Origin of the sequence: Brevundimonas sp., assembly GCF_016742135.1 — a bacterium.
Lineage (GTDB): Bacteria > Pseudomonadota > Alphaproteobacteria > Caulobacterales > Caulobacteraceae > Brevundimonas.
Window position 1 is genome coordinate 47,210 of record NZ_JACVCG010000002.1, and the last position, 25,915, is coordinate 73,124.

At 66.9% G+C, this 25,915-nt stretch carries 25 protein-coding genes; 9 read left to right on the forward strand and 16 right to left on the reverse strand.

Annotation, left to right across the window (positions count from 1 at the left end; translation table 11 throughout):
- Position 1 precedes the first annotated feature (1 nt).
- Entirely contained in the window at positions 2-274 is a 273-nt protein-coding gene (locus tag IBJ06_RS03765) for a hypothetical protein (protein ID WP_292157412.1), read from the reverse strand.
- 67 nt (positions 275-341) lie between these two features.
- The gene (locus IBJ06_RS03770; RefSeq protein WP_292157414.1) at positions 342-1,037 is read right to left on the reverse strand and encodes a pirin family protein; all 696 of its coding nucleotides are present in this window, start codon (positions 1,035-1,037) and stop codon (positions 342-344) included.
- A gap of 197 nt (positions 1,038-1,234) precedes the next feature.
- On the opposite strand from IBJ06_RS03770, the gene IBJ06_RS03775 reads away from it, so the two are divergent.
- Complete coding sequence (locus IBJ06_RS03775) at positions 1,235-2,554, forward strand: PAS domain S-box protein (RefSeq protein ID WP_292157417.1); 1,320 nt, start codon at positions 1,235-1,237, stop codon at positions 2,552-2,554.
- 19 nt (positions 2,555-2,573) lie between these two features.
- Here IBJ06_RS03775 and aroC read toward each other — a convergent pair whose 3' ends face one another.
- Together aroC and IBJ06_RS03785 are read right to left on the reverse strand one after the other, a co-directional pair.
- Complete coding sequence (gene aroC / locus IBJ06_RS03780; protein WP_292157419.1) at positions 2,574-3,659, reverse strand: chorismate synthase; 1,086 nt, start codon at positions 3,657-3,659, stop codon at positions 2,574-2,576.
- 12 nt (positions 3,660-3,671) lie between these two features.
- Positions 3,672-4,376 (reverse strand): DnaJ C-terminal domain-containing protein, encoded by a 705-nt coding sequence (locus IBJ06_RS03785; protein ID WP_292157421.1) that lies wholly within the window; start codon positions 4,374-4,376, stop codon positions 3,672-3,674.
- Between the two features lie 112 nt (positions 4,377-4,488).
- Here IBJ06_RS03785 and pdxH point away from each other — a divergent pair, with 112 nt between their 5' ends.
- Positions 4,489-5,169, forward strand: coding sequence for a pyridoxamine 5'-phosphate oxidase (pdxH, locus tag IBJ06_RS03790; protein WP_292157423.1), 681 nt, complete (start codon positions 4,489-4,491; stop codon positions 5,167-5,169).
- Positions 5,170-5,172: 3 nt separating this feature from the next.
- Here the strand turns inward: pdxH and IBJ06_RS03795 are convergent, their stop codons facing one another.
- Genes IBJ06_RS03795 through IBJ06_RS03805 form a run of 3 tightly spaced genes read right to left on the reverse strand, consistent with a single transcriptional unit; the run spans position 5,173 to position 7,155 of the window.
- Positions 5,173-5,856: a TetR/AcrR family transcriptional regulator gene (locus IBJ06_RS03795; protein ID WP_292157425.1), complete on the reverse strand. Its 684-nt coding sequence runs from the start codon at positions 5,854-5,856 to the stop codon at positions 5,173-5,175.
- Positions 5,857-5,904: 48 nt separating this feature from the next.
- Positions 5,905-6,567, reverse strand: coding sequence for a uridine kinase (gene udk / locus IBJ06_RS03800; protein ID WP_292157427.1), 663 nt, complete (start codon positions 6,565-6,567; stop codon positions 5,905-5,907).
- Between the two features lie 9 nt (positions 6,568-6,576).
- A complete protein-coding gene (locus tag IBJ06_RS03805; RefSeq protein WP_292157429.1) occupies positions 6,577-7,155 on the reverse strand; it encodes a hypothetical protein in 579 nt (192 codons plus the stop codon).
- 188 nt (positions 7,156-7,343) lie between these two features.
- Between IBJ06_RS03805 and IBJ06_RS03810 the strand changes: the two genes are divergently transcribed.
- Positions 7,344-8,978 (forward strand): long-chain-fatty-acid--CoA ligase, encoded by a 1,635-nt coding sequence (locus tag IBJ06_RS03810; protein WP_292157431.1) that lies wholly within the window; start codon positions 7,344-7,346, stop codon positions 8,976-8,978.
- 4 nt (positions 8,979-8,982) lie between these two features.
- Positions 8,983-9,660 carry a DUF1499 domain-containing protein gene (locus IBJ06_RS03815; RefSeq protein WP_292157433.1) on the forward strand — a complete coding sequence of 226 codons (678 nt, stop codon included), beginning with the start codon at positions 8,983-8,985 and terminating at the stop codon, positions 9,658-9,660.
- Here IBJ06_RS03815 and IBJ06_RS03820 read toward each other — a convergent pair.
- Complete coding sequence (locus tag IBJ06_RS03820) at positions 9,645-10,499, reverse strand: MBL fold metallo-hydrolase (protein ID WP_292157435.1); 855 nt, start codon at positions 10,497-10,499, stop codon at positions 9,645-9,647. The genes IBJ06_RS03815 and IBJ06_RS03820 overlap by 16 nt on opposite strands.
- 561 nt (positions 10,500-11,060) lie before the next feature.
- Here IBJ06_RS03820 and IBJ06_RS03830 point away from each other — a divergent pair.
- Both IBJ06_RS03830 and IBJ06_RS03835 read left to right on the forward strand, forming a co-directional pair.
- A complete protein-coding gene (locus tag IBJ06_RS03830; protein WP_292157440.1) occupies positions 11,061-14,330 on the forward strand; it encodes a TonB-dependent receptor in 3,270 nt (1,089 codons plus the stop codon).
- 152 nt (positions 14,331-14,482) lie between these two features.
- Positions 14,483-15,034 carry a hypothetical protein gene (locus IBJ06_RS03835; protein WP_292157441.1) on the forward strand — a complete coding sequence of 184 codons (552 nt, stop codon included), beginning with the start codon at positions 14,483-14,485 and terminating at the stop codon, positions 15,032-15,034.
- Between the two features lie 18 nt (positions 15,035-15,052).
- Here IBJ06_RS03835 and metH read toward each other — a convergent pair whose 3' ends face one another.
- The 7 genes from metH to IBJ06_RS03870 form a co-directional block, all read right to left on the reverse strand.
- Positions 15,053-17,719 (reverse strand): methionine synthase, encoded by a 2,667-nt coding sequence (metH, locus tag IBJ06_RS03840; protein ID WP_292157442.1) that lies wholly within the window; start codon positions 17,717-17,719, stop codon positions 15,053-15,055.
- The gene (locus IBJ06_RS03845) at positions 17,716-18,408 is read right to left on the reverse strand and encodes a class I SAM-dependent methyltransferase (protein ID WP_292157444.1); all 693 of its coding nucleotides are present in this window, start codon (positions 18,406-18,408) and stop codon (positions 17,716-17,718) included. Before IBJ06_RS03845 ends, metH begins: the two co-directional genes overlap by 4 nt.
- Before the next feature lies 1 nt (position 18,409).
- A complete protein-coding gene (locus IBJ06_RS03850; protein WP_292157445.1) occupies positions 18,410-18,859 on the reverse strand; it encodes a PIN domain-containing protein in 450 nt (149 codons plus the stop codon).
- The gene (locus IBJ06_RS03855) at positions 18,856-19,278 is read right to left on the reverse strand and encodes a hypothetical protein (protein ID WP_292157447.1); all 423 of its coding nucleotides are present in this window, start codon (positions 19,276-19,278) and stop codon (positions 18,856-18,858) included. The genes IBJ06_RS03850 and IBJ06_RS03855 overlap by 4 nt, the downstream gene beginning before the upstream one ends.
- 95 nt (positions 19,279-19,373) lie before the next feature.
- Complete coding sequence (locus tag IBJ06_RS03860; protein ID WP_292157449.1) at positions 19,374-20,441, reverse strand: homocysteine S-methyltransferase family protein; 1,068 nt, start codon at positions 20,439-20,441, stop codon at positions 19,374-19,376.
- Complete coding sequence (gene metF, locus IBJ06_RS03865; protein ID WP_292157450.1) at positions 20,438-21,373, reverse strand: methylenetetrahydrofolate reductase [NAD(P)H]; 936 nt, start codon at positions 21,371-21,373, stop codon at positions 20,438-20,440. The genes IBJ06_RS03860 and metF overlap by 4 nt, the downstream gene beginning before the upstream one ends.
- A complete protein-coding gene (locus IBJ06_RS03870; protein WP_292157452.1) occupies positions 21,373-22,335 on the reverse strand; it encodes a metalloregulator ArsR/SmtB family transcription factor in 963 nt (320 codons plus the stop codon). Before IBJ06_RS03870 ends, metF begins: the two co-directional genes overlap by 1 nt.
- Before the next feature lie 102 nt (positions 22,336-22,437).
- On the opposite strand from IBJ06_RS03870, the gene IBJ06_RS03875 reads away from it, so the two are divergent.
- Positions 22,438-22,920 (forward strand): EF-hand domain-containing protein, encoded by a 483-nt coding sequence (locus tag IBJ06_RS03875; RefSeq protein WP_292157453.1) that lies wholly within the window; start codon positions 22,438-22,440, stop codon positions 22,918-22,920.
- Here IBJ06_RS03875 and IBJ06_RS03880 read toward each other — a convergent pair.
- Positions 22,917-23,846: a 2-hydroxyacid dehydrogenase gene (locus tag IBJ06_RS03880; RefSeq protein ID WP_292157454.1), complete on the reverse strand. Its 930-nt coding sequence runs from the start codon at positions 23,844-23,846 to the stop codon at positions 22,917-22,919. The two genes, IBJ06_RS03875 and IBJ06_RS03880, sit on opposite strands and share 4 nt — an antisense overlap.
- A 126-nt stretch (positions 23,847-23,972) precedes the next feature.
- Here IBJ06_RS03880 and IBJ06_RS03885 point away from each other — a divergent pair, with 126 nt between their 5' ends.
- Both IBJ06_RS03885 and IBJ06_RS03890 read left to right on the forward strand, forming a co-directional pair.
- On the forward strand, positions 23,973-24,371 hold the full coding sequence (locus IBJ06_RS03885; RefSeq protein WP_292157455.1) for a BlaI/MecI/CopY family transcriptional regulator: 399 nt from the start codon (positions 23,973-23,975) through the stop codon (positions 24,369-24,371).
- Positions 24,368-25,888 (forward strand): M56 family metallopeptidase, encoded by a 1,521-nt coding sequence (locus IBJ06_RS03890; RefSeq protein WP_292157456.1) that lies wholly within the window; start codon positions 24,368-24,370, stop codon positions 25,886-25,888. The genes IBJ06_RS03885 and IBJ06_RS03890 overlap by 4 nt, the downstream gene beginning before the upstream one ends.
- Positions 25,889-25,915: the final 27 nt, after the last annotated feature.

Below are 25,915 nucleotides of genomic sequence, written 5' to 3' on the forward strand. Positions count from 1 at the left end.
CCTAGCAGGCGCGGCCCGAGGCGCGGCGCTGTTCGCAGCGGCGTTGCTCGCGCTCCCAGTCGCGCTGTTCGCGTTCGCGCTTCAGTCGGGTTTCTTCGTCCGAAGTGGTGACAGCATCGACCCCGGCCCCCAGCACGGCCCCGGTGGCCTTGACGGTGCCGCCGACCACCGCCGCGCCGGTGCCCACCACGGCGCCGACCAGGCAGCCCTGCAGCATGAGGGTGCAGCCCACGAGGGCGGCGAGCGAAATCACACGCGATGCAGGACGGATCATTGGCCGGTACTCCCCGAGGTCGGAAACAGGGTTACCGGCCAATGATGAACAAGGACTGAGGACGGGTCTAGCGGCTGTCGACCATGACCAGTTCGGCGTCCTCGCGGGCGGTCACCGTGATCGTGGGTTCGTCCTTGATACCGGCACCGTCGCGCGCACTGAGCACGGTCCCATTGACCTCGACCGTGCCGACGGCCGGCACCAGATAGGCGCGGCGGCCTTCGGCCAGGTCATAGGTAAGGCTCTCGCCGGCCTTGAGCGTCGCGCCCAGCACGCGGGCGTCGGCGTTGATGTCGAGGGCACCGTCATCGGGGTCACCCGAGGCCAGCACCTGGAATTTGCCGCTGCGGTCGGACTTGGGAAAGGGCTTCATGCCCCAGCCGGGTCTGGCGCCGGGCTTGTCGGTCTCGATCCAGATCTGGAACAGGGTGGTGGTCTCGTCCTCGAGGTTGAACTCGGAGTGGCGCACGCCGGTGCCTGCGCTCATCACCTGGACATCGCCCGCGCCGGTGCGACCCCGATTGCCCATCGAATCCTCGTGGGTGATGGCACCCGTGCGGACATAGGTGATGATCTCCATGTCGGCGTGGGGGTGGGGCGGGAAGCCCGATTTGGCGGCGATCTCGTCGTCGTTCCAGACGCGCAGCCGGCCCCAGCTCATGCGGTTCGGGTCGTAGTAGTTGGCGAACGAGAAGTGGTGGCGGGCCTTCAGCCAGCCGTGGTCTGCACCGCCGAGAGTGTTGAAGGGTCGGACGTCGATCATGATGCGGTCTCCCTGAGGGTGGAACGCGGGCGATGCCGCGTCGGTTCGGGGGCTATATAGGTAACAGTGTCAGTGACGAAAAGGGTGTTGATGCGCCGGGCTGCGATCATTGCCACGGCTTTGGCGCTTCTATACGGATAGTCCTTCCCTTTGCCCGCCGGAGCGACAGTTTTCTCGTCATGCCAAATTCCGGAGGTATGACGAGCGAACGCCTTGGCCGCATCGTCGAGGGCGCCGCGAGCGAAGTCTATATATTCGGCGCCGAAGATTTCCGGTTCCGGCTCGTGAACAAGGGGGCCCGCGACAACCTGGGATACAGCATCGAGGAGCTGGCGGGTCTGACGCCGTGGGACCTCAAGCCGCGCCTGACCCGCGATGCCTTTCTTGTCCTGATTGAACCGCTCAAGGCGGGCGAGGTCGAAAGGCTGGACTTCGACACCGTTCACAGACGCAAGGACGGAACAGAGTATGATGTGGCTGTGAAGCTGCAGCTGATCGCCGACGGGGATGATGCCGTCTTCTATGCGGCGATCCAGGACACGACAGATTACCGTCGCATGGAGTCCGAGCTCCGTGCCACGGCCCTGCGACTGGACGGCATCCTGAGCAATACGACCATGTCCGTCTTCCTGATGGATGAGCGGCAACACTGTGTGTTCATGAACCGGGCGGCGGAAAAGCTGACCGGCTATGCCTTCCATGAGACGATCGGGCGCCCGTTGCACGACGTCATCCACCACACCTATCCGGACGGCTCGCCCTTCCCCCTCTCGGAATGCGCCATCGACCGCGCCTTCCCCGAGAAGGTCGGCACCCAAGGGGAAGAAGTCTTTGTCCACAAGGACGGCTCCTTCTATCCGGTCGCCTTTACCGCCAGCCCGATCCGGGATGATGCGGCGAACGTCGTCGGCACCGTGATCGAGGTGCGGGACATCAGCGAGGAGAAGCGCAGCGAGGAGGCGCGCAGGCTTCTGATGCATGAGGTCGACCACCGGGCGCGCAATGTCCTTTCGATCGTGCAGTCGCTCACGCGCCTGACGCGCGCCGATGATGTTGAAACCTACAAGCAGATCCTTGCGGGTCGCATCAGCGCCCTGGCGCGGGCCCAGACGTCCTTGGCCAGCCGCAAATGGGAAGGCGGGCGGCTGGAAGACGTCGTGCGGGAAGAACTGGAAGCGCTGTGTCCCAAGGACAGTGTGGACGCCAGCGGCCCCGAGGTCATGCTGTCACCCGATCAGGTCCAGCCCCTCAGCATGCTGCTCCATGAGCTGGCGACCAACGCCAACAAATACGGGGCCTGCAGCAGTGGTGGCGGGCGTGTCTCGGTCACCTGGACGCTCGAGGCGCGTCAGGTGATGCTGGTGTGGCGCGAGTCCGGCGGCCCGGCCGTGGTCGCCCCGCTGCGAGAGGGCTTTGGATCATCGCTCCAGGTCAATGTCGTGCGCCAGTTGAACGGCACCCTCAGCCGCGAGTGGGAACCGACCGGGCTGGTCGTGAAGGTCGCATTCCCGCTCTGACGCGGGAAATGTGGGCTCATCACCCCGCTTGCGCCCGGTGCCGCAGCAGGGCGTCGGCCAGGACGCAGGCGGCCATGGCCTCGACGACCGGCACGGCGCGCAGGGCAACGCAGGGGTCGTGACGGCCCCTGGTCCGCAGTTCGGTCTCGGTGCCGTCGCGAGTGATAGTCCGGCGCGGTGTCAGGATGGAAGAAGTGGGCTTGAAGGCCACCCGCGCCGTAATCGGCTGGCCGGTCGAGATGCCGCCCAGGATGCCGCCGGCCTTGTTCGACAGGAAGACCGGCTGGCCGTCAGGGCCCAGCCGCATCTCGTCGGCATTGTCCTCGCCCGACAGTTCGGCCGAGGCGAAACCGGCGCCGATCTCGACCCCCTTGGCGGCATTGATCGACATCAGGGCGGCGGCCAGTTCGGCATCCAGCTTGGCATAAAGCGGCGCGCCCCAGCCGACGGGCACGCCGGTGACTTCCAGCGCCACCACGGCTCCGATCGAGGACCCGGCCTTTCGCACGCCGTCCAGATAGTCGGACCAGGGCTGAACGACGTCGGCTGAGGCGGCAAACAGCGGATTGTCCTGAACGGCGCCGAAGTCGAGCGCGTCGTCCGGGATGCGGTGTGGGCCGATCTGGACCACGCCCGCGCGGATGGCGACGTCGGGGCCAAGGATCAGCCGGGCGACCGCGCCCGCCGCCACCCGCAGGGCCGTTTCGCGCGCCGAGGAGCGGCCGCCGCCCCGGTGGTCCCGCACACCGTATTTGGCCTGATAGACGTAGTCGGCGTGACCGGGGCGGAAGGCGCGGGCGATCTCGCCATAGTCTTTCGATCGCGCATCCTCGTTTTCGATCAGCAGGCTGATGGGGGTGCCTGTCGTGACCGGGCCATCGCCGTCGTCAAAGGTGCCCGACAGGATGCGCAATGTGTCGCTCTCGCGTCGCTGGGTGACGAAGCGGCTGCCACCCGGCTTCCGCTGGTCCAGCCAGGGCTGGATGTCGGCCTCGGTCAGGGGGATCCGGGAAGGGCAGCCGTCGATGACACAGCCGATCGCCGGCCCGTGGCTTTCGCCCCAGGTGGTCACGCGAAACAGATGGCCGAAGCTGTTGTGGGACATGGCCCTCTGGCCTTAGGCCGCAAGCGGCGCGGTCGTCCAGACCCGGGCGAAGCGGTCCAGCAGATGTTCGGCCGCCGAGGGCGCTTCCTCGGCCGGCGTCAGGGTGATGAACAGGTGGCCCTGACCATGACGGCCCCGCGCGGGCAGGCCCAGCCCCTTCAGCCGCAGACGCACGGGTGGCTCGAGACCCGCGACCACCCAGGCATTGCGGGGGCCGGCGTGGGTCAGCACCTCGACACGCCCGCCGTCCTGAAGCACCCGGGGCGAGACCTCGGCCTGCATGAACAGGTCGTCGCCCAGCACCGACAGTCCGTCGGCCGCCCGGATCCGGACCGCGAGGAACAGGTCGCTCTCGTCGCGACCGGCACCCTTCAGCCGCACATGGTCACCCGCCCTCAGACCGGCGGGCAGGGTCAGGCGGAAGGCTCGTCCCCGGTGGCGCGTGATGACCGGGCCCCCATGCAAGGCCAACACGGGATCGATCGAGAGGGTCGGCAGGGCCGCCGTGCGACGCATCGGCGGGGCCAGGGCGGGCCGGGCCGGGCCCTCGGCCTGTATGACATGCCAGGCGGCGATGACCTCGCGGAACCGTTCGGCGTCCCCGGCGGAATGGTCGGGGCGCGCCGCCTTGACCGCGCGCAGAAAGGCCTGACGCGTCGTCTCATGATCCACCGGACCGGGCAGGCCCAGCACCGCAAGCGCCTGGCGATAGGTCAAGGGGGAGGTGTCCGCACCGTTCATGCGACCAAAAGCCACGAACAGGGTCAATGCCGGGTTAACCGTGACGCTGGCCCTCGCAGGAGGCGTCGGTCAGCGCTAGAACGCCACCATGAGCATCCCCGTCATCCCGCCCAGCCCGTCGCGCGAGGACTATGCCCGCGACTATGCCGCCGCGCTTGCCGCCAACAGCGATGAAACCGAGTTCGCGTGCGACGAACCCTTCGCCCTGCTGGAGCGATGGCTGGCCGACGCGCAGGCGCATGAGATCAACGACTCCAACGCCATGGCGCTGGCGACCGTCGATGACGAAGGATTGCCGGACTGTCGCATGGTGCTGCTCAAGGATGTCGGCCGGGCCGGTCTGACCTTCTATTCCAACCGTGAGAGCGACAAGGGACAGCAGCTGGAAGGGCAGCCCAGAGCGGCCCTGATGTTCCACTGGAAATCCCTGCGGCGGCAGGTTCGGCTGCGAGGGCCCGTCGAACCGGTCAGCGCCGCCGAAGCCGACGCCTATTTCGCCAGCCGTGCCCGGGAGAGCCGGATCGGGGCCTGGGCCTCGGCCCAGTCGCGTCCGCTCGCCGACCGGACCGAGCTGGAGGCCTCCGTGGCGCGCGAAATGGCCCGCTTCGAGGGCAGGGACGTGCCGCGTCCCGAGGGCTGGACCGGGTGGCGGCTGGTGCCGATTCAGGTCGAGTTCTGGCGGGATCGCCCGTTCCGCCTGCATGACCGGCTGCGGTTCGATCGGGACAGCGTGGACGCGCCCTGGCGAACGCAGCGGCTGTACCCCTGAGGATCAGCTTTCGAGGTCAGGCGCCGCACGATCCAGATTGGGTCCGCCATACCGGGCGAGGAAGGTTTCGACGGCATCGGCCGCGATCTGCCGGTGAGAGCGTCGAAGGTCCAGGGTGTCGCCCGTGACCATCGGGACGAAGAACACCGGATGTTCGAGCATACCCATCAGCTGGCCAGCCGCCCAGGAGGGCTTGTCACAGGCCAGTTCGCCCCGCGCGGCCAGGGCGGTGATGGCCTCGACCAGGGTGACACCGATCCGGGTCTTGCCGCGCTCATAGAAGTGGAGGGCCATGGCCTGGAACCGTGTGCGTTCGGCCATCACCAGACGGAACACGGACGTCACCAGCGGGTCGGCCATGAAGGCGACATAGGCTTCGCAGAACCGGGTCAGCTGACATCGCGCGGGACCATCCACAGCGCGGACCTCATCCATCTGTCGGGCAAACTCGTCCGAGGTGTCGTCGATGACCGCCTGGAACAGGTCGGCCTTGGACGGGAAGAAGGTATAGAGGGTCGCGGTCGATACGCCGGCATCCCGCGCGATCGGCTCGACCCGCGTCGCGGCGAAGCCCTCCGCCAGGAAATGACGTCGGGCTTCGACCAGCACATAGCGGCACCGGGGGTCATCAACAGGGTTGGGGTGAAGGGCTGGCGCGCGGTGCGGCGCGGTGCGGGTCGAACTCATGGCGGCGCAGGTTGGCGTGGATAACGCCGTCCTGCAAGACCGGAATTTCTAGGGGTTACAACGTATGCCGCCTGTCCAGCGGGCCAGCAGCGGATGCGTCAGGACCGGGGCCACCAGCCGGTCTACGGACTGTGGGTCGGTGAGTACCACGGCGGCGGTGGCGTCGGCGACGATGAAGTCGGCATGGACCTTGGCCGGTTCGGTCAGCCGCTCATGCCCCGGCCGGACCGTCAGCAGATACTGGTCGATGACCGACTGGGCCGTACGGCCGCGCTCGACCTGGTCCCGCAGCAGCCGCCGGATGAAGCGGATGTCCGGGGGGGTGTCGACAAACACCCGGATGTCGAACAGCCGAACCAGCGCCGGGCTGCACAACAGATGTGTGCCCTCGATCACGATCACCTCGGCGGCGGGCACGGGCTCGCCCCCCGACTCCCGCCCGTGGGTGACAAAGGAATAGATTGGGGCCTCGACCGACTGCCCTGCCTTCAATGCGCTGAGGTGATCGTGCAGAAGGTCGTGATCTCGGGCGGACACGTCGTCGAAATCAAACGTCGCGGCGTCGAAGTCGGGCAGGGAGGCGGCATCCCGATAGTAGGAGTCCTCGCGCACCAGGGTTGCGGCCCCGGCAGGCAGATGCCGGATCAGGGCCTCGGCCAGGGTGCTCTTGCCCGAGCCCGAGCCGCCGGTAATCGCGATCAGAATGGCCATGGGCGGGTATTAGCGGAAAAAGCAGGTCAGGCCCGCATACAGGCTCTCAACCGTGCCGTCCGGCCCCTCCGACGAGAGGAACCCGCCCAGATCGCCGCTGGTGAACTCCACCCCCAGGGTCGAGTCCGGCACGATTTCGATTTCCCGCGCCGACTGCAGATCTGCATGGCGCGTGCCCACGCCGACCCCGTCCGCCGTGGTCAGGCCGGGCGCGTCCAGAAACCAGCCGGCGAACCTGTCATCCTGAAAGGTCAGCTGCAGGCCGTTCGGATATTCGGCGAACTGGGTGGGTCCGGCCCCGCACTCGGCATTGGTGGTCACGGTCGGGGTCCCGGTGTCCAGCAGGGTGGAAACGGCGGTCAGCACCATATCCTGCGACATGCCGAAGGACAGGGCGCGGGCCGAGCCCTGGGCCGTGAAAGCCCGCAGGCCCTCGCCTTCGAGCGCCAGTCCCCCCTGGGCGACCTGGGCCGTTTCCTGTCCGGGCGGTGCGGCCTGCGGCGAGGGGGCGGGCGTTTCGGTCGCGGTATCGCAGCCCGCGAGGGCCAGAAGGGCAGAGAGTGTCAGGGCGGTGCGCGCGAGGGTCATGGTCGGGTCCTGTCGGCCGGATCGGGAAAGGTTCGTGCCCAAACTAGCCCAAAGTGGGCCGTCTGCGGCAAAGAAACTCGCCGCCCCTGACGTTGCGTCACGTTGCCTATCCCTCACGCCGCCGATAGCTTGCCGGCAAGTGCCGCGGGCAACGCTGGCCAGACCCATGAATTTCGGAGAGGAAACCGATGCTCGGATTGATGCAGGACTGGCCGCTGACGGTCGACAAGATCCTCGACCACGCCAAGAACTGGCATCCGCACCGTGAGGTCGTGACCCGTTCGGTCGAGGGGCCGGTGGTGCGAAGCACCTATGGCGAGATTCATGGCCGGGCCAAGCGTGTCTCGAACGTGCTGAAGGGCTGGGACGTCAAGGTCGGTGACCGGGTCGCGACCCTGGCCTGGAACACCGGTCGCCACATCGAGGCCTGGTACGGCATTATGGGCATCGGCGCGGTCTGTCACACGCTGAACCCGCGCCTGTTCCCGGAACAGCTGATCTACATCATCAATCATGCCGAAGACCGGATCATCTTCGTCGATCTGACCTTTGTGCCGCTGCTGGAAGCGATCCTGCCGCACTGCCCCACCGTCGAGCGGGTGGTGGTCATGACCGACCAGTGGAACATGCCGGCGACCAAACTGCCCCGCGCCGAATGCTATGAGCAGCTGCTGGAGGAATCCTCGGAGGATATCGAGTGGGGCGGCTTTGACGAACAGACCGCCTGCGGCCTCTGCTACACTTCGGGTACGACGGGCAATCCCAAGGGTGTGCTGTACTCGCACCGCTCGAACTTCCTGCACACCCTGGTGACCCTGCAGGCCACCATCATGGGGGCGACGCCGGATGAGGTGATCCTGCCGGTGGTGCCCATGTTCCACGCCAATGCCTGGGGTATCGCCTTCTCCGGTCCCGCAGCCGGGTCGAAGCTGGTCATGCCCGGTGCCCAGATGGACGGGGGCTCCATCTACGAACTGTTGGAGTCCGAAAAGGTCACCTTCTCGGCCGCCGTGCCGACGGTGTGGCAGGGTCTGCTGGCCTATATGCGCGAGAATTCGCTGAAGCTGTCGACGGTCAAGAAGGTGCTGATTGGCGGTTCGGCCGTCCCTGAAAGCCTGATCCGCGCCTTCAACGACGAATTCGGCGTCGAGGTCTTCCAGGGCTGGGGCATGACCGAAACCTCTCCGGTCGGCACCCTGTCACGGCTGACGCCCGAACTGTCGGCCCTGCCGTACGACGAGCAGATGAAGTGGCGCATCAAACAGGGCATGCCGCCGCTGGGCGTGGAGCTGAAGCTCAAGAACTATGCCGGTCAGGAGATGCCGCATGACGGCAAGACCTATGGCCGGCTGATGGTGCGCGGCCCGACCATCGCCGGGGGCTATTTCAAGGAGGAGGGCGGCAAGATCCTCGACAACGAAGGCTTCTTCGACACCGGTGACGTCTCGACTATTGACGAGCACGGCTTCATGCAGATCACCGACCGGGCCAAGGATGTGATCAAGTCAGGCGGCGAGTGGATCAGCTCGATCGACATTGAGAACATCTCGGTCGGCCATCCCAAGGTCGAGCTGGCCGCCGTGATCGGCGCCGCCCATCCGAAATGGGACGAACGCCCGGTGCTGGTCATCAAGCTCAAGCCCGGCGAAAGTCAGGACAAGCAGGAGCATCTGGATTTCCTGCAGGGCAAGATCGCCAAATGGTGGATGCCCGACGATGTGGTGTTCGTCGACGACATCCCGCTGGGCGCCACCGGCAAGATCGACAAGAAGCTCGTGCGCGAGCGGATGAAGGACTACGTCCTGCCGACGGCGCAGGGCTGATCCGATGGCGCGGCGCGGCACCGGCGGCTGGACGACACTGGCGCTCATCGCCGGCGTGCTGTCGGCGCCCCTCTTGGTGTTCGTCGCTGTCTTTGGCTTGCGGTTCGGCTGGTGGGGTCTTGAAGTCGCGCTCGACCTGCTGAGCATCACCGTCGTCCCCTGGCTGCTGGGGCTGGGCGCAATCTGCGCTCTGATCCTGCTGTGGCGCGCGCGGCGGACCGGAGCGGTGGGCTGGCTGCTGGGGCTGGCGGCCGTGGCCATGATGGCCATGGGCAGCTGGCTCTATCTCGCCTCTCCCGGGGTCAGGGGCGATAACTCATCGCCGCTCGACGTCGCGACGGACACGCTTGAACCTCCCGGCTTTTCGCCATCGCTGCGGCGCTACCACGGCACGGTCGACGTGGAAGCGTGCGAGGGCGTGGTCTCCATCCCCACCCAGGTCCGGGCCGAGGATGCGAGTGAGGCCTTGCGGCGCGCAGGGTTTACGCCCCTGCCGTCTGCGCTGTTCCAGGTCGAGGGGACCCACGAAGGGATGTGGTTCCTCCTCCGGCACGATGCCACCATCCGCATTCGGCCGGGACAGACGGATATAAGGGTTGCAGCCCGCAACACACGGCCCAACGGCGGCGAGACGTGCCGCCTTCTGCAGCGGGTCGTGGCGGAGCTTCAGCCGCGCCGCTGATAGACGGTGGTGGCCGACGGTGCCTCTGACGCCATGATATCGCCGCGACGCTCCAGCCGGATCAGATGCGCCAGCAGCGACTGGGCCGCTGCCGGCCACAGGCGTTCGTCGACCGCGGCATAGAGGGTCGGCACCATATCCTGCGCGGAGGACGGGCCCCTTTTCAGCACCTCCAGCACCTGGTCGTCCCGGCTCAGCCGGTGGCCCTTCAGCGCCGTAAGGAAGGGGAGGGGGTTGGTCACTGGCCCGCCGTGCGTCGGCCACAGGGTGTCGAACCCGGCGTCCATGATCCGGTCCAGACTGGCCAGATAGGCGTCCATGTCGCCCTCGGGCGGTGAGACCACACTGGTCGACCAGCCCATCACATGGTCGCCGCTGAACAGGGTGTTTTCTTCCAGAAGGGCAAAGGCCAGGTGCTCGGGCGCATGACCGGGGGTGGCCATGACCTCCACCGTCCAGCCGTCGCCGGTGATGCGGGCGCCATCCTCCAGATCCCGGTCCGGCGACAGGGCCGGGTGGGCCAGCACCGGCGCGCCCACGGCCTCGGCAAAGGGCCGGGCCAGCGGCAGGTGGTCGGCATGGCCATGGGTGACCAGCACATGGCTGACGGTCTGGCCTTCGACAGCTTGCAGCAAGGCCTCCAGATGGGCGTAATCGGCCGGGCCGGGGTCGATGACGGCCACCGAGTCTGCGTCCCCGACCAGAAAGGTGCCGGTCCCCGCAAAGGTGAACGGGCCGGGATTGTGGGCCAGCACCCGGCGGATGCGCGGCGTCAGGCGCTCGGCCTGTCCGTACAGGGGCGTGAAATCGCGAACGAAGGGAATGGGCGGCGCCGTCACGCGGGGTGGCTCCCCGGCTGGCCCGGGCCTTGCGTTAAGGGCTCGTAAACCCTTTGTGGAGTGCGCGTCATGGCCCGATCCCTGGCTCTGGATGTTTCAAATCGGCTCTTGCCGGTCGCGTTCGCCTTCCTGTGTATCATGGCGAGCCAGCTCATGGCGGCCTCCTGCACGCCCGAGCCCGTTCCCTATGCCAGCCGCGTGGCGATCAGCCGATAGGGCGACTCAGGGCATTATTGCCCAGCTAGAGTATTCGGCGCGGCGGTCAAAGTTTCGGGCATAAGACAAAACTACCGGTCTGCGGGCTCGGAATGACACCGGTCAACCAGAGCCTGGCCGACCGGGATCCCCAAAAAATCATGATGATTCAATATCATAGGGCCACTGTGGCTTGATTGCGACATTGTCGCGACGATTGGATTACCGGCCTGTAATTATCGTGCGCTCGCAAAGATGCGGGTTTAGGCTTCAAGGCAGTCTGTGTGCATTGGGGCGCATGGATAATGGTTGTCGAGGCAAGGGGGACCTACGGGAACTTCGTCTCGGCCACAGGAGGACCACAGTTTGAAAACCCAGACCATTCGCCAACGTCTGCTGCATTCGACCATGATCGGCGGTACCGCCCTGATGGCGCTTGTGGCGGCTCCGGCCGTCGGCCTGCTGGCTCCCAGCACCGCCATGGCCCAGGACCTGGTGCAGGGCGCCGTGTCCGGCACCGTTGAAACGCAATCGCGGACGCCGGTCGCCGGCGCCACCGTGACGCTGCAATCGGTGTCGCAAGGCTTCACCCGCACCTACACCACCGACGCCTCCGGTTCGTTCCGCGCCATCGCCTTGCCGCAGGGCCGCTACACCGCGACCATCACGGCGCCGGGCTATGCCTCGCTGTCCGACACCATCTCGGTCGGATCGGGCGGCACGACCTCGGTCGTCTTCACCGTCGGCAGCGCGTCGGGTGCCTCGACCGTGGATGACATCGTCGTCGTCGGCGTGCGTCAGGCTGTGTCCGAGTTCGACGCCACCACCACCGGCCTGACCGTCAACGTCGAAGAGCTGTCGCGCAATGTGCCGATCGCACGTGACGCCGGCGCCGTGGCCCTGCTGGCTCCGGGTGTGACCGCTTCCGATGCTGCTTTCGGCGGCATCCCGACCATCGGTGGTGCCTCGGCGGGTGAAAACACCTACTTCATCAACGGCTTGAACATCACGAAATTCCGTGACTTCACCGGGTCGTCGATCGTTCCGTTTGAGTTCTATCAGACGCTGGAAACCAAGACCGGTGGCTACTCGTCGGAGTTCGGTCGCGGCACCGGTGGCGTCCTGAACGGCACGACCAAGTCTGGCGGAAACCAGTGGGAATTCGGCATCACCGCCTATTGGGAACCGGACAGCCTGCGTTCAGACGCTCCGGACACCTATCTGGCCCAGAACCGCTTCGATGAAGTTGAAACCTCCGACATCATCTTCGACTTTGGCGGCCCGATTATCCAGGACCGTCTGTTCATCTTCGGTCTGGTCAATTTCCGCGACCGTGAATTCGTCAACATCGGCGCTCCGACGAACGATCCGGACTTTGGTGCCGGCGCGAACGGCACCCGGGTGACGTCGAATGACCCGTTCTACGGCGCCAAGATTGACTATCTGATCAATGACGAACACCGCGTCGAGTTCACCTACTTCTCGGATGAGCAGGAGCAGAACACCCGCAACATCTTCGTGGACGCCAACGGCGGCTATGTGGGTGAGTTCACACCGTCTACGTTCAAGTTCGGGGGTACCAACTGGATCGCCCGCTACACCGGCATCTGGACGGACTGGCTGACGACGTCGATCGCCTACGGCGTCAACGAGTATAATGAGTACAACTATTCCCCCGGAGATGCGGGCGCCCTGCTGACCGATGAGTTGCCCGGCTATCCGCGTCGCGGCATCTGGGGTGTTGGTCAGCCCTCGATCAATGAAGATGAGCGCACTGTCCTGCGGGCCGATGTCGACATCTATGCGGACTTCTTCGGTTCGCACCACTTCCGCTTCGGTATCGACCAGGAGAAGCTGGAATCCTATCAGGAGCTGGACTACTCCGGCGCTGGGTACAACTACTGCCGCGCTCAGGCCCGCAACGTTCCCGGATCGCGTCCGATCAGCACGGTCGTGAACTGCACGGGTGATCGCACCGGTGGTATATGGTACCGCAACCAGACCGTTATCACGGCGGGCAACCTGACCAATGCAAATGGCACGGGCGTGCTCGATCCGGTCCTCCTGACCGGGCCTAACGCAGGTAATCCGAACCCGAACTACAACCCGACCCTGATCGGCCGGGCAAACCCGATCGGCCTCGCCTCGCGGGCGCGCGTCCGGGCCTATGACAACGACGGTGGCTGGAGCTCGACCCAGAACGCCTATTACCTGCAGGATTCCTGGCGGGTGACGGACCAGCTGACCCTGAACCTGGGCATCCGGAACGAAGGCTTCGAGAACGAGAACATCGCCGGCGTGGCCTTTGTGGACCTGCAGAACCAGTGGGCTCCGCGCCTGGGCTTCACCTATGACGTCACGGGTGACCGCACGTCCAAACTGTTCGGCTTCTACGGGCGTTACTTCCTGCCGGTCGCGGTGAACACCAACCAGCGCCTGGCCGGTTCGGAGTTCTTCATCCAGGACGTCTGGCAACTCGACTTCTCGGGTGCTGTCGCCGGTCGTCCGGATGCCAACCGCGACGGTATCGATGACAACACCGGCGAGCCCATCCTGCGCGGCTATGGGACGAATAACGCCGGCTTCCTGAGCGGGGGCAACTTCGCCGACGGGTCGGTGCGTCCGATCTCGACCCAGGTCGACAAGGAACTGGACCCGATGTACGTGGACGAGTTCATCCTCGGCTACGAACAGCAGATGTGGGATGGCTGGACCCTGGGTGTCAAAGGCACCTATCGTGAACTGGGCACGGCCATCGACGACGTCGCCATCGACGCCGCCGTTCTCGACTATTGCGATAACGTCGCGACGGACCTGACCTACACCCAGTGCTATTCGGTGTGGTACGGCTTCCACCAGTACGTCCTGACCAACCCGGGTGAGGACATGGTCATCACCCTGTCGGGTGCCGACCTGTCGCGTGCCACCGGCGGTGTGATCACAAGTGATCGCGAGATCACCCTGACGGCCGACCAACTGAACTATCCGAGGCCCGAGCGGACCTATAAGGCCGTGGAAATCTCGATGGAGAAATCCTTCGACGGTATCTGGGGCGCCCGGTTCAGCTACGTCTGGTCCGAAAGCGAAGGCAACTATGAAGGGGCCCTCAAGTCTGACAACGGCCAGGTTGACCCCGGTCTGTCGCAGGACTTCGACCAGCCGGGCCTGACGGACAACTCCTACGGCTTCCTGCCCAACCACCGCGCGCACAGCTTCAAGGCGTTCGGTAACTGGCAGGTGACGCCGGCGCTGAACATCGGGGCCAACCTGATCATTCAGTCGCCGCGCAAGTTCGGCTGTCAGGGTATTCACCCGACCGACTTCTTCGCCTCGCTTTACGGCCCGGCGTCGTGGTTCTGTCAGGGTGTGGCCACGCCCCGTGGCGCGGTCTTCGAAAGCGACTGGACCAAGAACCTGGACCTGACGTTCGCCTACAATCTGGCGGAAGTCTTCACCATTCCGGGTGACTCCCTGGTCCTGCGGGCCGACGTGTTCAATGTCTTCGGGTTCGAAGCCGAGACCGACTACAACGAGTTCGGCGACCTCGCCAATGGGGCTGCCGATCCCAACTTTGCCAAGCCGACGGCCTATCAGGCCCCGCGTTCGGTGCGCCTGAGCCTGGCCTACCGCTTCTAAACGGTACGCCAGACCAAGGATCGGGGCGGCGGACCTTCGGGTTCGCCGCCCTTTTCTTTGGGCGCTCCCGGGAACCGCCGTCAAAATGCCCGGTTGAACCGTGACGCTGTTCCCCGCATTCAGGGCTGTCACCCGCAGACGTCAGGATTTTCATGTTTGTTCGTTCGCTTCTTCTTGGAACCGCCCTGGCGATGGGGCTGGCCGGCACCGCCGCCGCGCAGGAGGCCGTGATCCGCACGGGCGGCACGGACGCCGTCTTCACCTCGCAGAGCAACGAACGGATGTGGGAGGCAGTGGCCTATTCCAACCCCTTGCCGCCGGGCGCGCCGACCGCCGACTATCCGCTGGTGGCCTGGTGCGAGGCAATGGTCAGCGGCCACGTGACGCTGGGCGAAAGCCTGAACACCGACGACGCCCTGGATCTGGAGTTGATCGAGCTGGGCCGCGGCGAGGCCCGCAAGTTCAGCCGCGCGCTCGAGGTCGCCGGGCCGCGCCAGAGCCCTGAAACCCTGCGCGAGGCCGAGGCGGCCGCAGCTTCTGTCCGCACCCGCTGGGCCCGTGTCATGGAGCAGGATAGCGCCGCGCGCAGCGAGACGTTTGGCCTGTTCTTTGGCCTGCCGGGGCGGTGCGAGCACGCCGCCCGCCGGATCCGCGAAAACATCACCACCCCGCCCGCGACCCTGGCCGATGTCGGGCTGGAATAGGGCTTCGCAGGCCAGGCCTCAGGCCGCGTCGCTGCGCGCGGCACGCTCCGGCTGATAGTTCAGGATCGGGGCCAGCCAGCGCTCGGCGGTGGCCAGGTCCCAGCCCTTGCGGCGCGCGTAATCCTCGACCTGGTCGCGGTCGATCTTGCCGACGCCGAAATAGTGGCTGCCCGGGTGGCCGAAATAGATGCCGGACACCGAAGCCGGGGGCGTCATGGCAAAACTTTCGGTCAGGGCCATGCCGGCGTTCTGCCGTGCGTTCAGTATACGGAACAACGTCGCCTTTTCCGTATGATCCGGCTGGGCCGGATAGCCGGGGGCAGGGCGAATGCCCTGGTACTGCTCGGCGATCAGGGCCTCGACCGTCGTCGCCTCGGTCGGCGCATAGCCCCACAGCGTGGTCCGCACCTCCCTGTGCAGCCGCTCGGCGAAGGCCTCGGCCAGGCGGTCGGCCAGGGCGGTGGCCATGATGGCAGAATAGTCGTCGCCCGCATCCCTGAACCGCTTTGCGATCTCCAGTTCGCCGTGGCCGGCGGTAACGGCAAAGGCACCGATCCAGTCCGGGTCGTCCTCGGCGACGAAGTCCGACAGGCACAGGTTCGGCTTGCCGTTCGACTTCCTGATCTGCTGGCGCAGACCGTGGAAGCGGGCAAGTTCAGCGGTGCGGGTCTCGTCGGTCCAGACCACGATGTCGTCTCCACGCGCATTGGCAGGCCAGAAGCCAATGACGCCGCGGGCCGTGAACCACCGCTCGTCGATGATCCGCTTCAGCATGGCCTGCGCGTCCTTGAACAGGTCGCCCGCGGCCTCGCCGACGATTTCATCCTCAAGGATCATCGGATAGCGGCCGATCAACTCCCAGCTGGCGAAGAAGGGCGTCCAGTCGATGTGGTCGGCCAGGTCCTGCAGGTCCCAGGCGTCGAATGTCCGGGTCCCGATGAAGGAGGGCGCGCAGGGCAGGGGGGCACCCGCCTCCGCCCTCCAGCGATTGGCCCGTGCATCGGCGAGGGTCGTGCGCGCCTTGGTGTCCTGACTGCGCGCATATTGCTCGCGGATGCGAATGTATTCGTCGCGGGTTGCGGCCTCATTGCTGGCGCGCTCGTCCTTTGACAGAAGGCCCGCGACGACACCGACGGCGCGGCTGGCGTCGATGACATAGGTGGTCGACCCCCGGCGATAGGCCGGTTCGATCTTGACCGCCGTATGGGTCCGGCTGGTCGTCGCGCCGCCGATCAGCAGGGGGATATCGAACCCGCGCCGCTCCATCTCCGAGGCCACGAACACCATCTCGTCCAGCGAGGGCGTGATCAGGCCGGACAGGCCGATGATGTCGACCTTGTGCTCGATCGCGGCGTCCAGGATGCGGTCGGCCGGAACCATGACGCCAAGGTCGATGACCTCATAATTGTTACACTGGAGGACCACGCCGACGATGTTCTTGCCGATGTCGTGGACGTCGCCCTTGACGGTCGCCATCAGGATGCGGCCGGCCTGCTCGCGCGGCTTGCCGGCCTTTTCGGCCTCCATGAAGGGTTCCAGCCAGGCTACGGCCTGTTTCATCACCCGCGCCGACTTCACCACCTGCGGCAGGAACATCTTGCCCGAGCCGAACAGGTCGCCAACGACATTCATGCCGTCCATCAGCGGGCCTTCGATGACGTGTAGCGGGCGTTTGGCAGCCTGCCGCGCCTCCTCGGTATCGGCCTCGATGAACTCGGTGATGCCGTGCACCAGGGCGTGTTCGATGCGCTTGCCGACCGGGGCGTCCCGCCACTTCAGGTCGACGACCCGGGCCTGTCCCTTGTCGCCCTTGTATGAGGGTGCGAGGTCAACCAGCCGCTCTGTGTTGGACACATTGGTCCGCTGGGGCCGGTTCAGGACCACATCCTCGACGGCCTCCCTCAGGGTAGGGTCGATGTCGTCATAGACCGGCAGGTCGCCGGCGTTGACGATGCCCATATCCATGCCCGCCTGGATGGCGTGGTACAGGAACACACTGTGGATCGCCCGCCGCACCGGCTCATTGCCGCGGAAGCTGAACGAGACGTTCGACACCCCGCCCGACACCCGCGCATAGGGCAGCGTGGCCTTGATCACCCGCGTCGCCTCGATGAAGTCGACGGCGTAGTTGTCGTGCTCCTCGATCCCCGTCGCCACGGCGAAGATGTTGGGGTCGAAGATGATGTCCTCGGGCGGGAAACCGACCTCGTCGACGAGGATATGGTAGGCGCGGGTGCAGATCTCGATCTTCCGCGCCGCCGTATCGGCCTGACCGTCCTCGTCAAAGGCCATGACGACCACGGCCGCCCCGTAGCGCAGGCATTTGACCGCCTGTCCGCGGAACTCGGCCTCGCCGGCCTTCAGGCTGATCGAGTTCACGATCGGCTTGCCCTGAACGCATTTCAGGCCCGCCTCGATCACCTCCCACTTGGAGCTGTCGATCATCACCGGCACGCGGGCGATGTCGGGCTCGGCGGCGATGAGGTTGAGGAAGGTCCGCATGGCGACGGCGCCGTCCAGCAGCCCCTCGTCCATGTTGACGTCGATGATCTGGGCGCCCGCCTCGACCTGCTGGCGCGCGACCTCGATGGCCGCCCAGTAATCCCCCGCGACGATCAGCTTCCGCAATTTGGCCGAGCCGGTAACGTTCGTCCGCTCACCGACGTTGATGAAGACAGGTCTCACGCGTACGCCACCCAACCGTGCCAGTTCATGGCGTGATAGAAATGCTCGATGCCGCTGAAACCGGCTTCGTCCAGAAGCGCCTCGTCGCGCGCAGCCGTCGCTAGGCCCGGATTGCCGCGATGGCTGGCGCGGGCGTTCTTCAATGTCTCGGGATCGACACCATTGGCCGCCGCGAAGGCGACGTAGCGATCCATATTGCGGTCAAAATGCGGGTAGTCGGCGCTGTCGCAGCGGTCGACCAGAATGAAGGGCGACCCGGGCTTCAGCCGTCGATGGATATCGCGGAGCGTCGTCAGCTTGGACCCGTCGTCCGGAAGGATGCCCAGCACAAGGATCATGGTCGCGCCGTCGAACGGCCCCTGGGGTGCAGCCTCGACGCCGCCCTCGATCAGGTCGACGCGCCGCATGGTTTCTTCGCCGAGGATATGACGGGCGAGGTCCAGCATCTTTCCGGCAGGATCGACGCCGGTGAAGCGCCAGCCGGGCCCGGCCTTGGCCAGCGCCTGGGTGTCCAGTCCCCCGCCGGCACCGACGACCAGCACATGGCCGTCGTCCGGCACGCGTTCGGCCAGCAGGATGCCCGCCATCTGCAGCACGCCGGGCTGGCCGGGCATGAAGGCGCGCGGGCCCTTCTCGACATATTTGGCGACGAAGTCGGGATCGGCGAAGTTGGAGGCGGGTTTGGTCAAGTCAGGTTCCGAAAAGCTCTCGCAAGGCGGGGCTGGGCGAGCCGTCCGGCGCGAAAGGATTGAGGATGCGGACGCCGCCGATCACGGCCGTGTCCTGCATGTCCTCAGTGACGAGGGTGGTGACGCCCGCGTCGCGCGCCGAGAAGATCAACAAGGCGTCCCAGTAGGACAGACGGCCCGTCGCCATGTGGGTCAGGGCCTCCTCGGTCGCGCGTTCGCTGGCCGGGAAGGTGTCGAAGGCGTGCAGCAGGTTGCGGGCGTTCTGCGCCGCGACCCACGGCGGCTGCTTGAGTTTGCGGTGCAGGACGTTCTGGAGTTCCCCTATGACCTGCAGGCCGAGACGCGTGGGCCGCTGCATCGCCGCGCGCAGGAGATCGCGGGCGGTCTCCTGCTTCCGAGGCGCATCGTCGTCGGAAACATAGACGACCACATTGGTGTCGATCGAGATCATCGCTCGTGCATCTCGTCGCGTGACACGGAGCGACCTTCCGAGCGCCAGCCCTGGCCGGAGAGCCCGAGGAAGGCTTCGATGGCCGCCAGCCGTGACTCCGGTGAGCGGTCGATCAGTCGGGTTTCCCGAGGTGCGCCCAGACCGGCGTCTTCGCTAATCACCTCGATATCCACAACGTCCCCCCGTCGTGAACTGTAGAGTTCCCGCCAGAAGTCCTTGGCGGCGCCGATGGGGCGGATGCCGGGCGTGGGACGGCCGTCCTTGCCGTCTTTCATGCGCGTCCAGGCCCCGGCCGCGCCCGCGACACGCAGGCGGATCGCCTCGCCTTCCTCAAGAGCCAGGATCGCGCGTTCGATCGCCGGATCGCCGTGGATGTGCTTCGTCCAGATGACGAAATCGGAAACGGTCGTATGGGCCATGGGAACCTCCTATGGCCGCAATATAGGGTGGATTGGGGTGCGTGTAAATACCCCTATATACCCCCAGTTATACCCCCCTCGGGCACCTAAAGGTATCACGCCACCAGCTCGAACGGCTCCAGCCCCGACAGCCGCATCGCCACCGGCCGTTCCGGGATGGCGCGGGGGTTCAGCGGAGCGACCTCTTCGGCGACGTGCCTGATGTGCTCCGGCGTGGTGCCACAGCAGCCACCGACGATGTTGACCAGACCCGAGCGGGCCCACTCCTCGAGGTGGTGGGCGGTTTCGTGCGGCTGTTCGTCATACTGGCCCATGGCATTGGGCAGGCCGGCGTTGGGATAGGCGGCGACCAGGGTGTCGGCCACCCGCGACAGCTCGGCGATGAACGGCCGCATCAGATCCGCCCCCAGGGCGCAGTTGAAGCCCACGGCGAACGGCCTGGCGTGTCGTACGCTGTTCCAGAAGGCCTCTGCCGTCTGGCCCGACAGGGTGCGGCCCGAGCGGTCGGTGATGGTGCCCGAAATCCAGATGGGCAGGGGCTCCATGCCCTCGTCCTCCAGGTCCTTGATCGCCTTGATCGCGGCCTTGCAGTTCAGCGTGTCGGTGATCGTCTCGATCAGATAAAGGTGCACGCCGCCCTCGTTCAGCGCCTTCACCTGATGGCGATAGGCGTCATAGACCTGATCGAAGGTCACGCTGCGGGCGCCGGGGTCGTTCACGTCCGACGACATCGACAGCATCTTGTTCAGCGGACCGATGGAGCCGGCGGCAAAGCGGGGCTTCGACGGCTCCTTTTCCGTCCAGCGGTCGGCGGCGGCGCGGGCCAGTTTCGCGCCTTCCAGATTGATGTCCCACACCGACTGTGCGTCCAGCTTGTAATCGTCCTGGGCGATCACCGTGGCCGAGAAGGTGTTGGTTTCGGAGATGTCGGCGCCGGCCGCGAAATAGCGGTCATGCAGGTCGGCGATGACGTCGGGCCGGGTCAGGCACAGGATGTCGTTGTTGCCCTTCATCTGACCGCTGTGACCGGCGAAGCGGTCGCCGCGAAAGTCCGCTTCTGACAGCTCAATGCGCTGGATCATCACGCCCCAGGCACCGTCGAGCACGAGGATGCGTTCTTTCGCGGCGGCATGCAGGGCGGCGATGCGGTCGGCGCGGGTCACGACACGGCCTCGCGCACGCCCAGCACCCGGCAGATGGCATAGACCAGGTCGGCGCGGTTCAGGGTGTAGAAGTGGAAGTCGGAAAAGCCCTCTTCCTGCAGGCGGGCGCACATCTCGGCGGCGACCGAGGCGGCCAGCAGCTTGCGGGTCTCGGGGTCGTCGTCCAGCCCGTCGAAATGGGCGGCCAGCCAGTCTGGCACCGAGGCGCCACAGGCCGCGCTCATCCGCTTGAGCCCGGCGAAGTTGGACACCGGCATGATGCCGGGGATGAGGGGCAGGGTGATGCCCGCCGCCCGCACCCGGTCGCGGAATCGCAAAAAGGCGTCGATGTCGAAGAAGAACTGGCTGACGGCGCGCGTCGCGCCCGCGTCGATCTTGGCCTTCAGCACATCGATGTCATGGTCGATGGAGGGGCTTTCGGGATGTTTTTCGGGATAGACGCCGACCGAGATGTCCATGCCGCCGTGCCGGGCGATGGCGGCGGTCAGTTCTGTGGCATTGGCATAGCCGTCGGCGCGCGGCTGATAGACCCCGCCGATTCCGCTCCCGCCTGGCGGATCCCCGCGCAGCGCCACGATGTGGCCAACCCCGGCGGCCTTGTACTCGGCGATGACATCATCGACCTCGCCGCGCGAGGCCTCGACACAGGTCAGGTGGGCGGCGGGGGCCAGGCCCGTCTCGGCCAGAATACGCTGTACCGTGCGGTGGGTCCGCTCACGCGTCGATCCGCCCGCCCCATAGGTCACCGACACAAAGGCGGGGTTGAGGGGCTCCAGCCGGCGGATGGCCTTCCACAGCGTGGCCTCGGCCTCATCCGACCGGGGCGGGAAGAATTCGAACGAGACATTGACCGCGTTGCGGTTCGAGCCCGCCCGCGCCACCGGTCCCAGTGGCGACAGCAGCAGGGCCCGGGCTTCGGCCAGCGAGGTCATCAGGCGACGCTCCGCCGGGCTTGGGCGGGCCGTGTCGCCGTCCAGATCAGCACGGTCAGACCGTCCTTGTCGGGGGGCAGGGCGATGGGCGCGCTGGCCTTGAGCCCGGCGTCTGCCAGCCAGCCATTGATCTCGGCATCGGTGAAGCCCAGCCGCCGGTGCTGGTGTTCCTCGCGCAGCTCCTCTAGGTCGTGGCGGGCGAAGTCGACGATCAGCAGCTTGCCGCCCGGCATCACCAGACGCGCCGCTTCGCTGACGGCCGCCGCCGGGTCAGACAGGTAGTGCAACACCTGATGAACCAGCACCAGATCGGCGCTCTGCGAGGGCAGGCGGGTGGCAAAGATGTCGCCGTGGCGCAGCTCGACCTTGCCGACACCCGCCTGGGCCACCTTGGCGCGGGCGATGTTCAGCATGTTCTGGGACAGGTCCAGCCCCACGGCCATGCGGGCCCGCCCGCCCAGCAGGGTCAGCATCCGCCCCGAGCCGGTGCCCAGATCGACCAGACGCTCGAACGGCCCGGGCCCGGCGGCGCGCTCGATCGCCGCCTCGACCGCAGATTCGCAGACATAGAGCGAGCGGATACGGTCCCATTGCGGGGCGACCTGTTCGAAATAGGCTTCGGCGGCAGCCTCGCGGTCGCGGCGCACCTCGTCCAGACGGCGGTGATCCTGTTCGCTGGAGCGGTCGTCCAGCAGGTCCAGCACCGTGTCGACCAGACGCCGGGCCGTGGGGTCGGAGGACAGGCGGTAATAAACCCGGGCCCCGTCCGGGAAGCGCTCGATCAGGCCGGCCTCGGTCATCAGTTTGAGATGGCGGGACACGCGCGGCTGGCTTTGGTCGAGGATGTGCGACAGCTCCATCACCGACAGCTCGTCACCCGCCAGCAGGGCCAGCACGCGCAACCGCGTGGGCTCTCCCGCCCCGCGCAGGGCCTCTATGGTCTGATCCGCCGTCCAGCTCATTCAATCATATAAAGATATCCTTATACGATTATGCAAGCAAAATCGGGCGACGGAACGCGTGGGCTGGCGCGTGGGTTTCACAGGACAAGCAAGGAGCCACCCATGTCGAAACTGTATCCGATGTCCGTCGCCGGTCTGGTCCTGGCGCTGGCCGCCTGCGGTCCCGCACCCGAGCGGGAAGACGTTGCGGCGCCTGTCGCGGCCCAGGCCCCGGCGCCCGAGCCGACCGAGCAGGCATCGCCAGAGGCGGCGACGGCGCCGATCGCGGGCGCGGGGGAAGGGTTCAAGGACCGTCGTCGTCGCGGCCCGGACGGCGGAGATCAGACCCTGCAAGGGTTGGAAGCGCGGATGCTGGCCGGCTTTGACCGGCTGGACGTCGACAGTGACGGACGGCTGACCCCCGAGGAACTGGCGGCAGGTGATGGGCGCGGTGGGTCCCGCATGCTGCGCCGCGCCGATCAGGACGGCGACGGCACCCTGACCCGTGACGAAGTCCGCCAAGCCGCCCGCAGCCTGTTCGCCATGATGGACGTCGACGGCAACGGCGTGGTCACCGAGGCCGAACGCCCCCGCCGCGACCGCTAGTCGGGAACGGGCGTGACCAGCGGCTGGTCCGCGAACAGGGCCGCCAGATTCTTCATCAGCAGGATCAGCATCCCTTGGACGGACTCGGTCGTGGCACCCCCCGTATGCGGGGTGAGCACCGTGTTTGGCACATCGGCCCAGCGCGCCGGATCGGTCGGTTCGTCCTCATAGACATCCAGCGCCGCTGCCCCCAGGGTTCCGGTCTTGAGCGCATCGATCAGGGCATCTTCGTCCACCAGACTGCCGCGCGCGACATTGACCAGCAGGCCGGACGGACCCAGTGCCGCCAGCACTCCGGCGTCGATCAGGCCGCGATTGTCCTCGTCGGCCTTGCAGGCCACCACCAGTATGTCAGAGCCACGCGCCAGCTCCATCAGGCTGTCGGTCCGGGGCCATTGCACATCCTTGGGCCGCGGTCCCCACCACCCGACCGTCATCCGCAGGGCCTCGGCCCGCCGGGCCACCGCCTGACCGATCAGGCCCATGCCGACGACGCCGACCCGTGCCCCCTTCAGCGAGGGCGTGATCAGGCGCGTCTCGGGCGTCCAGCCGCCGCTACGCAGGGTTCGGTCCCCCTCGACCAGCCGTCGGCGCGAGGCGAGGATCAGGCCAATGGCATGGTCGGCGACATCCTCGTGATTGATCGCCGGCGCATGGGTGACCGGCAGGCCGCGGGCCCGGCACCAGCCGACATCGATCCCGTCATAGCCAGAGGTGAAACAGGCGATCAGCTTCAGTTCGGGCAGCCGCTCGATCAGGGCCGTGTCCAGCGGAAATTCGCCCGCCATCACCAGGGCCTGGATATCCCGCTCGGCCTCGACCGGTGGATGCTCCCAGAACCGGTAGACGTCATAGCTGGCTTCCAGAAAGCCGGTCAGCGGCGCCAGATGCCGCTGCATGATCAGGACTGCGGGGCGTTGGGTCATGGGGCGATTCTTTCCCGTCGCACGCCGGCTGGCAAGGGCTGCCTTCCTGTCAGGGGTTTCATCCGGCTGCCCCATTGCCGACGCATTTCGCTACAAATGTAGCGTTACAAATGTAGCGAGCGTCCCATGCCCCCGACCCCAATCGACCAGCTGCCCCGTCGCGAGCGCGAAGTGTTCGAAACCCTGTATCGGCTGGAACAGGCGACCGCCGCCACCCTGCGCGGGGTGCTGACCGATCCCCTCAGTGACTCGGCGGTCCGAACCCTGCTCAGCCGGCTGGAGGCCAAGGGGCTGGTAAGGCGGACGGCCGGTCCGGACGGATTTGTCTATGCCCCCGTGCCGCGCACCGACGCTGTGGCGGAGGGGGCGCTCAGGCGGATGGTCGAGACCTTCTTCGCCGGATCGGCGGCCAGTGCCGCGACCGCGCTGCTGGGGATGGGCGCATCCCTGACGGCGGAGGAGGCCGAAGCCCTGCGCCGCACCATCGACCGGATGGGCACGGCGGGAGAGGGGGACCCCTCATGATCGCCACCCTGATCCTGTCGCTGGCCCTCAAGTCCGCCCTGATCGCGGGTGCGGGACTTGTCTGTGCCGCAGCGTTGGCGCGCCGGTCGTCCGACCGGGCCGATATCCTGAGGGCCACGGTCTGCCTGCTGCTGGCCCTGCCGGGGGTGGCGCTGGCCTTGCCGGCCTGGGAGCTGGCCCTTCTGCCAGCCGGCGCAGCGCCCGACATCGGCTCAGCGGCCGTGTGGCAGGGTGAAATCGGACCGGTCGGCGGTGTGTCGATCGAAGCGGCCCTGCCCTGGTCCTCGTCCATGGCCCTTGTGCTCTTCCCATGGCTGGCAGGCGCCCTGATCATCGCCGGACGACTGGTGCTGGGTGTCCTGACGCTTGACCGCTGGACATCCGAGGGGCAGGTCGTGACCTGTCCGGCCTGGCGCGCGGCCCTCGACCGACTGTGCGCCGGGCGTCGGCCCCGGCTGATCGCCAGCGAGCGCCTGCCCGGACCGGTCAGCTGGGGCGTGCCGCCCGGCACCATCCTGCTCGACCCGGCCAGTTTGTCCGAGCCCCACACGGCCGAGGCGGTGCTGGCTCATGAGCTGGCCCATCTGCGGCGCGGTGACTGGCTCTTCCTGATCCTGTCGCGGCTGGCGGTCGCCCTGTTCTGGTTCAATCCGCTGGTCTGGGTGCTGCACGCCGCGCTGGTGGCCCGAACCGAAGAGGCCGCCGATGCTGCCGCCGTCTCGCGTGTCGACCGCAAGGCCTATGCCCACGCCCTTGTTCGACGGGCCAGCCAGCCTACCGCCAACACCGCTCTGCCCTGGACCTCGACCGCCATGGCGGGCGACGCCCGCACTTTCAAGAAGAGGATCGATTGCCTGATGACCGACCATGCCCCCCACGCCCGTCCGCTGACCGTGGCCATGACCGTTGCCGCCCTGTCGCTGGTGGCCACGCCGCTCGCCGCCCTGCAGGTGATGCAGGACCCGCCGGCACCGCCGCCCGTTCCGGCCGCACCGCCCGCGCCTCCGGTGCTGGCGCTTGCGCCCGTCCCGGCTCCGCCCGCGCCCCCCGCGCCGCCGCGCAGGCTCCAGGATCCACCCGTTCCTCCGGCCCCGCCTGCGCCGCCGCCGCCCCGGTCGGGTGCCCGCGTCATCTCCTGGAGCCAGGCGACGCCGCAGGAAAGGGCAGAGATGGAGCGCGCCCGCGTCCAGGCGACGGTTGCGCGTGAACAGGCCGCGGTCGCCCGGGCCGAGGCCGAAAGGGCCCGCGCCGAGGCCACGGTCGCCCGCCGCGACGCCGGTCGTCAGATGGCCGAGGGGGCCGAGCAGATGCTGGTCGGTGCCCGCCAGATGCGCGAGGAAGCCACCCGGCTGGAAGACCCCGCCTATCGCGCCGAACAGATCGCCCGTAACCGCGAACGGGGGGAGGTCGTCACCGACGCCGAGCTCCGCGCGCTTGCACCCCGCCTGCGTCAGCAGGCCGATGAACTGGAACGCAAGGCCGTCGAGATGCGCGCCCGCGCCGCCCGGATGGGCTGAGGGGAGGGGCGGGAGGCGCGGATCGCG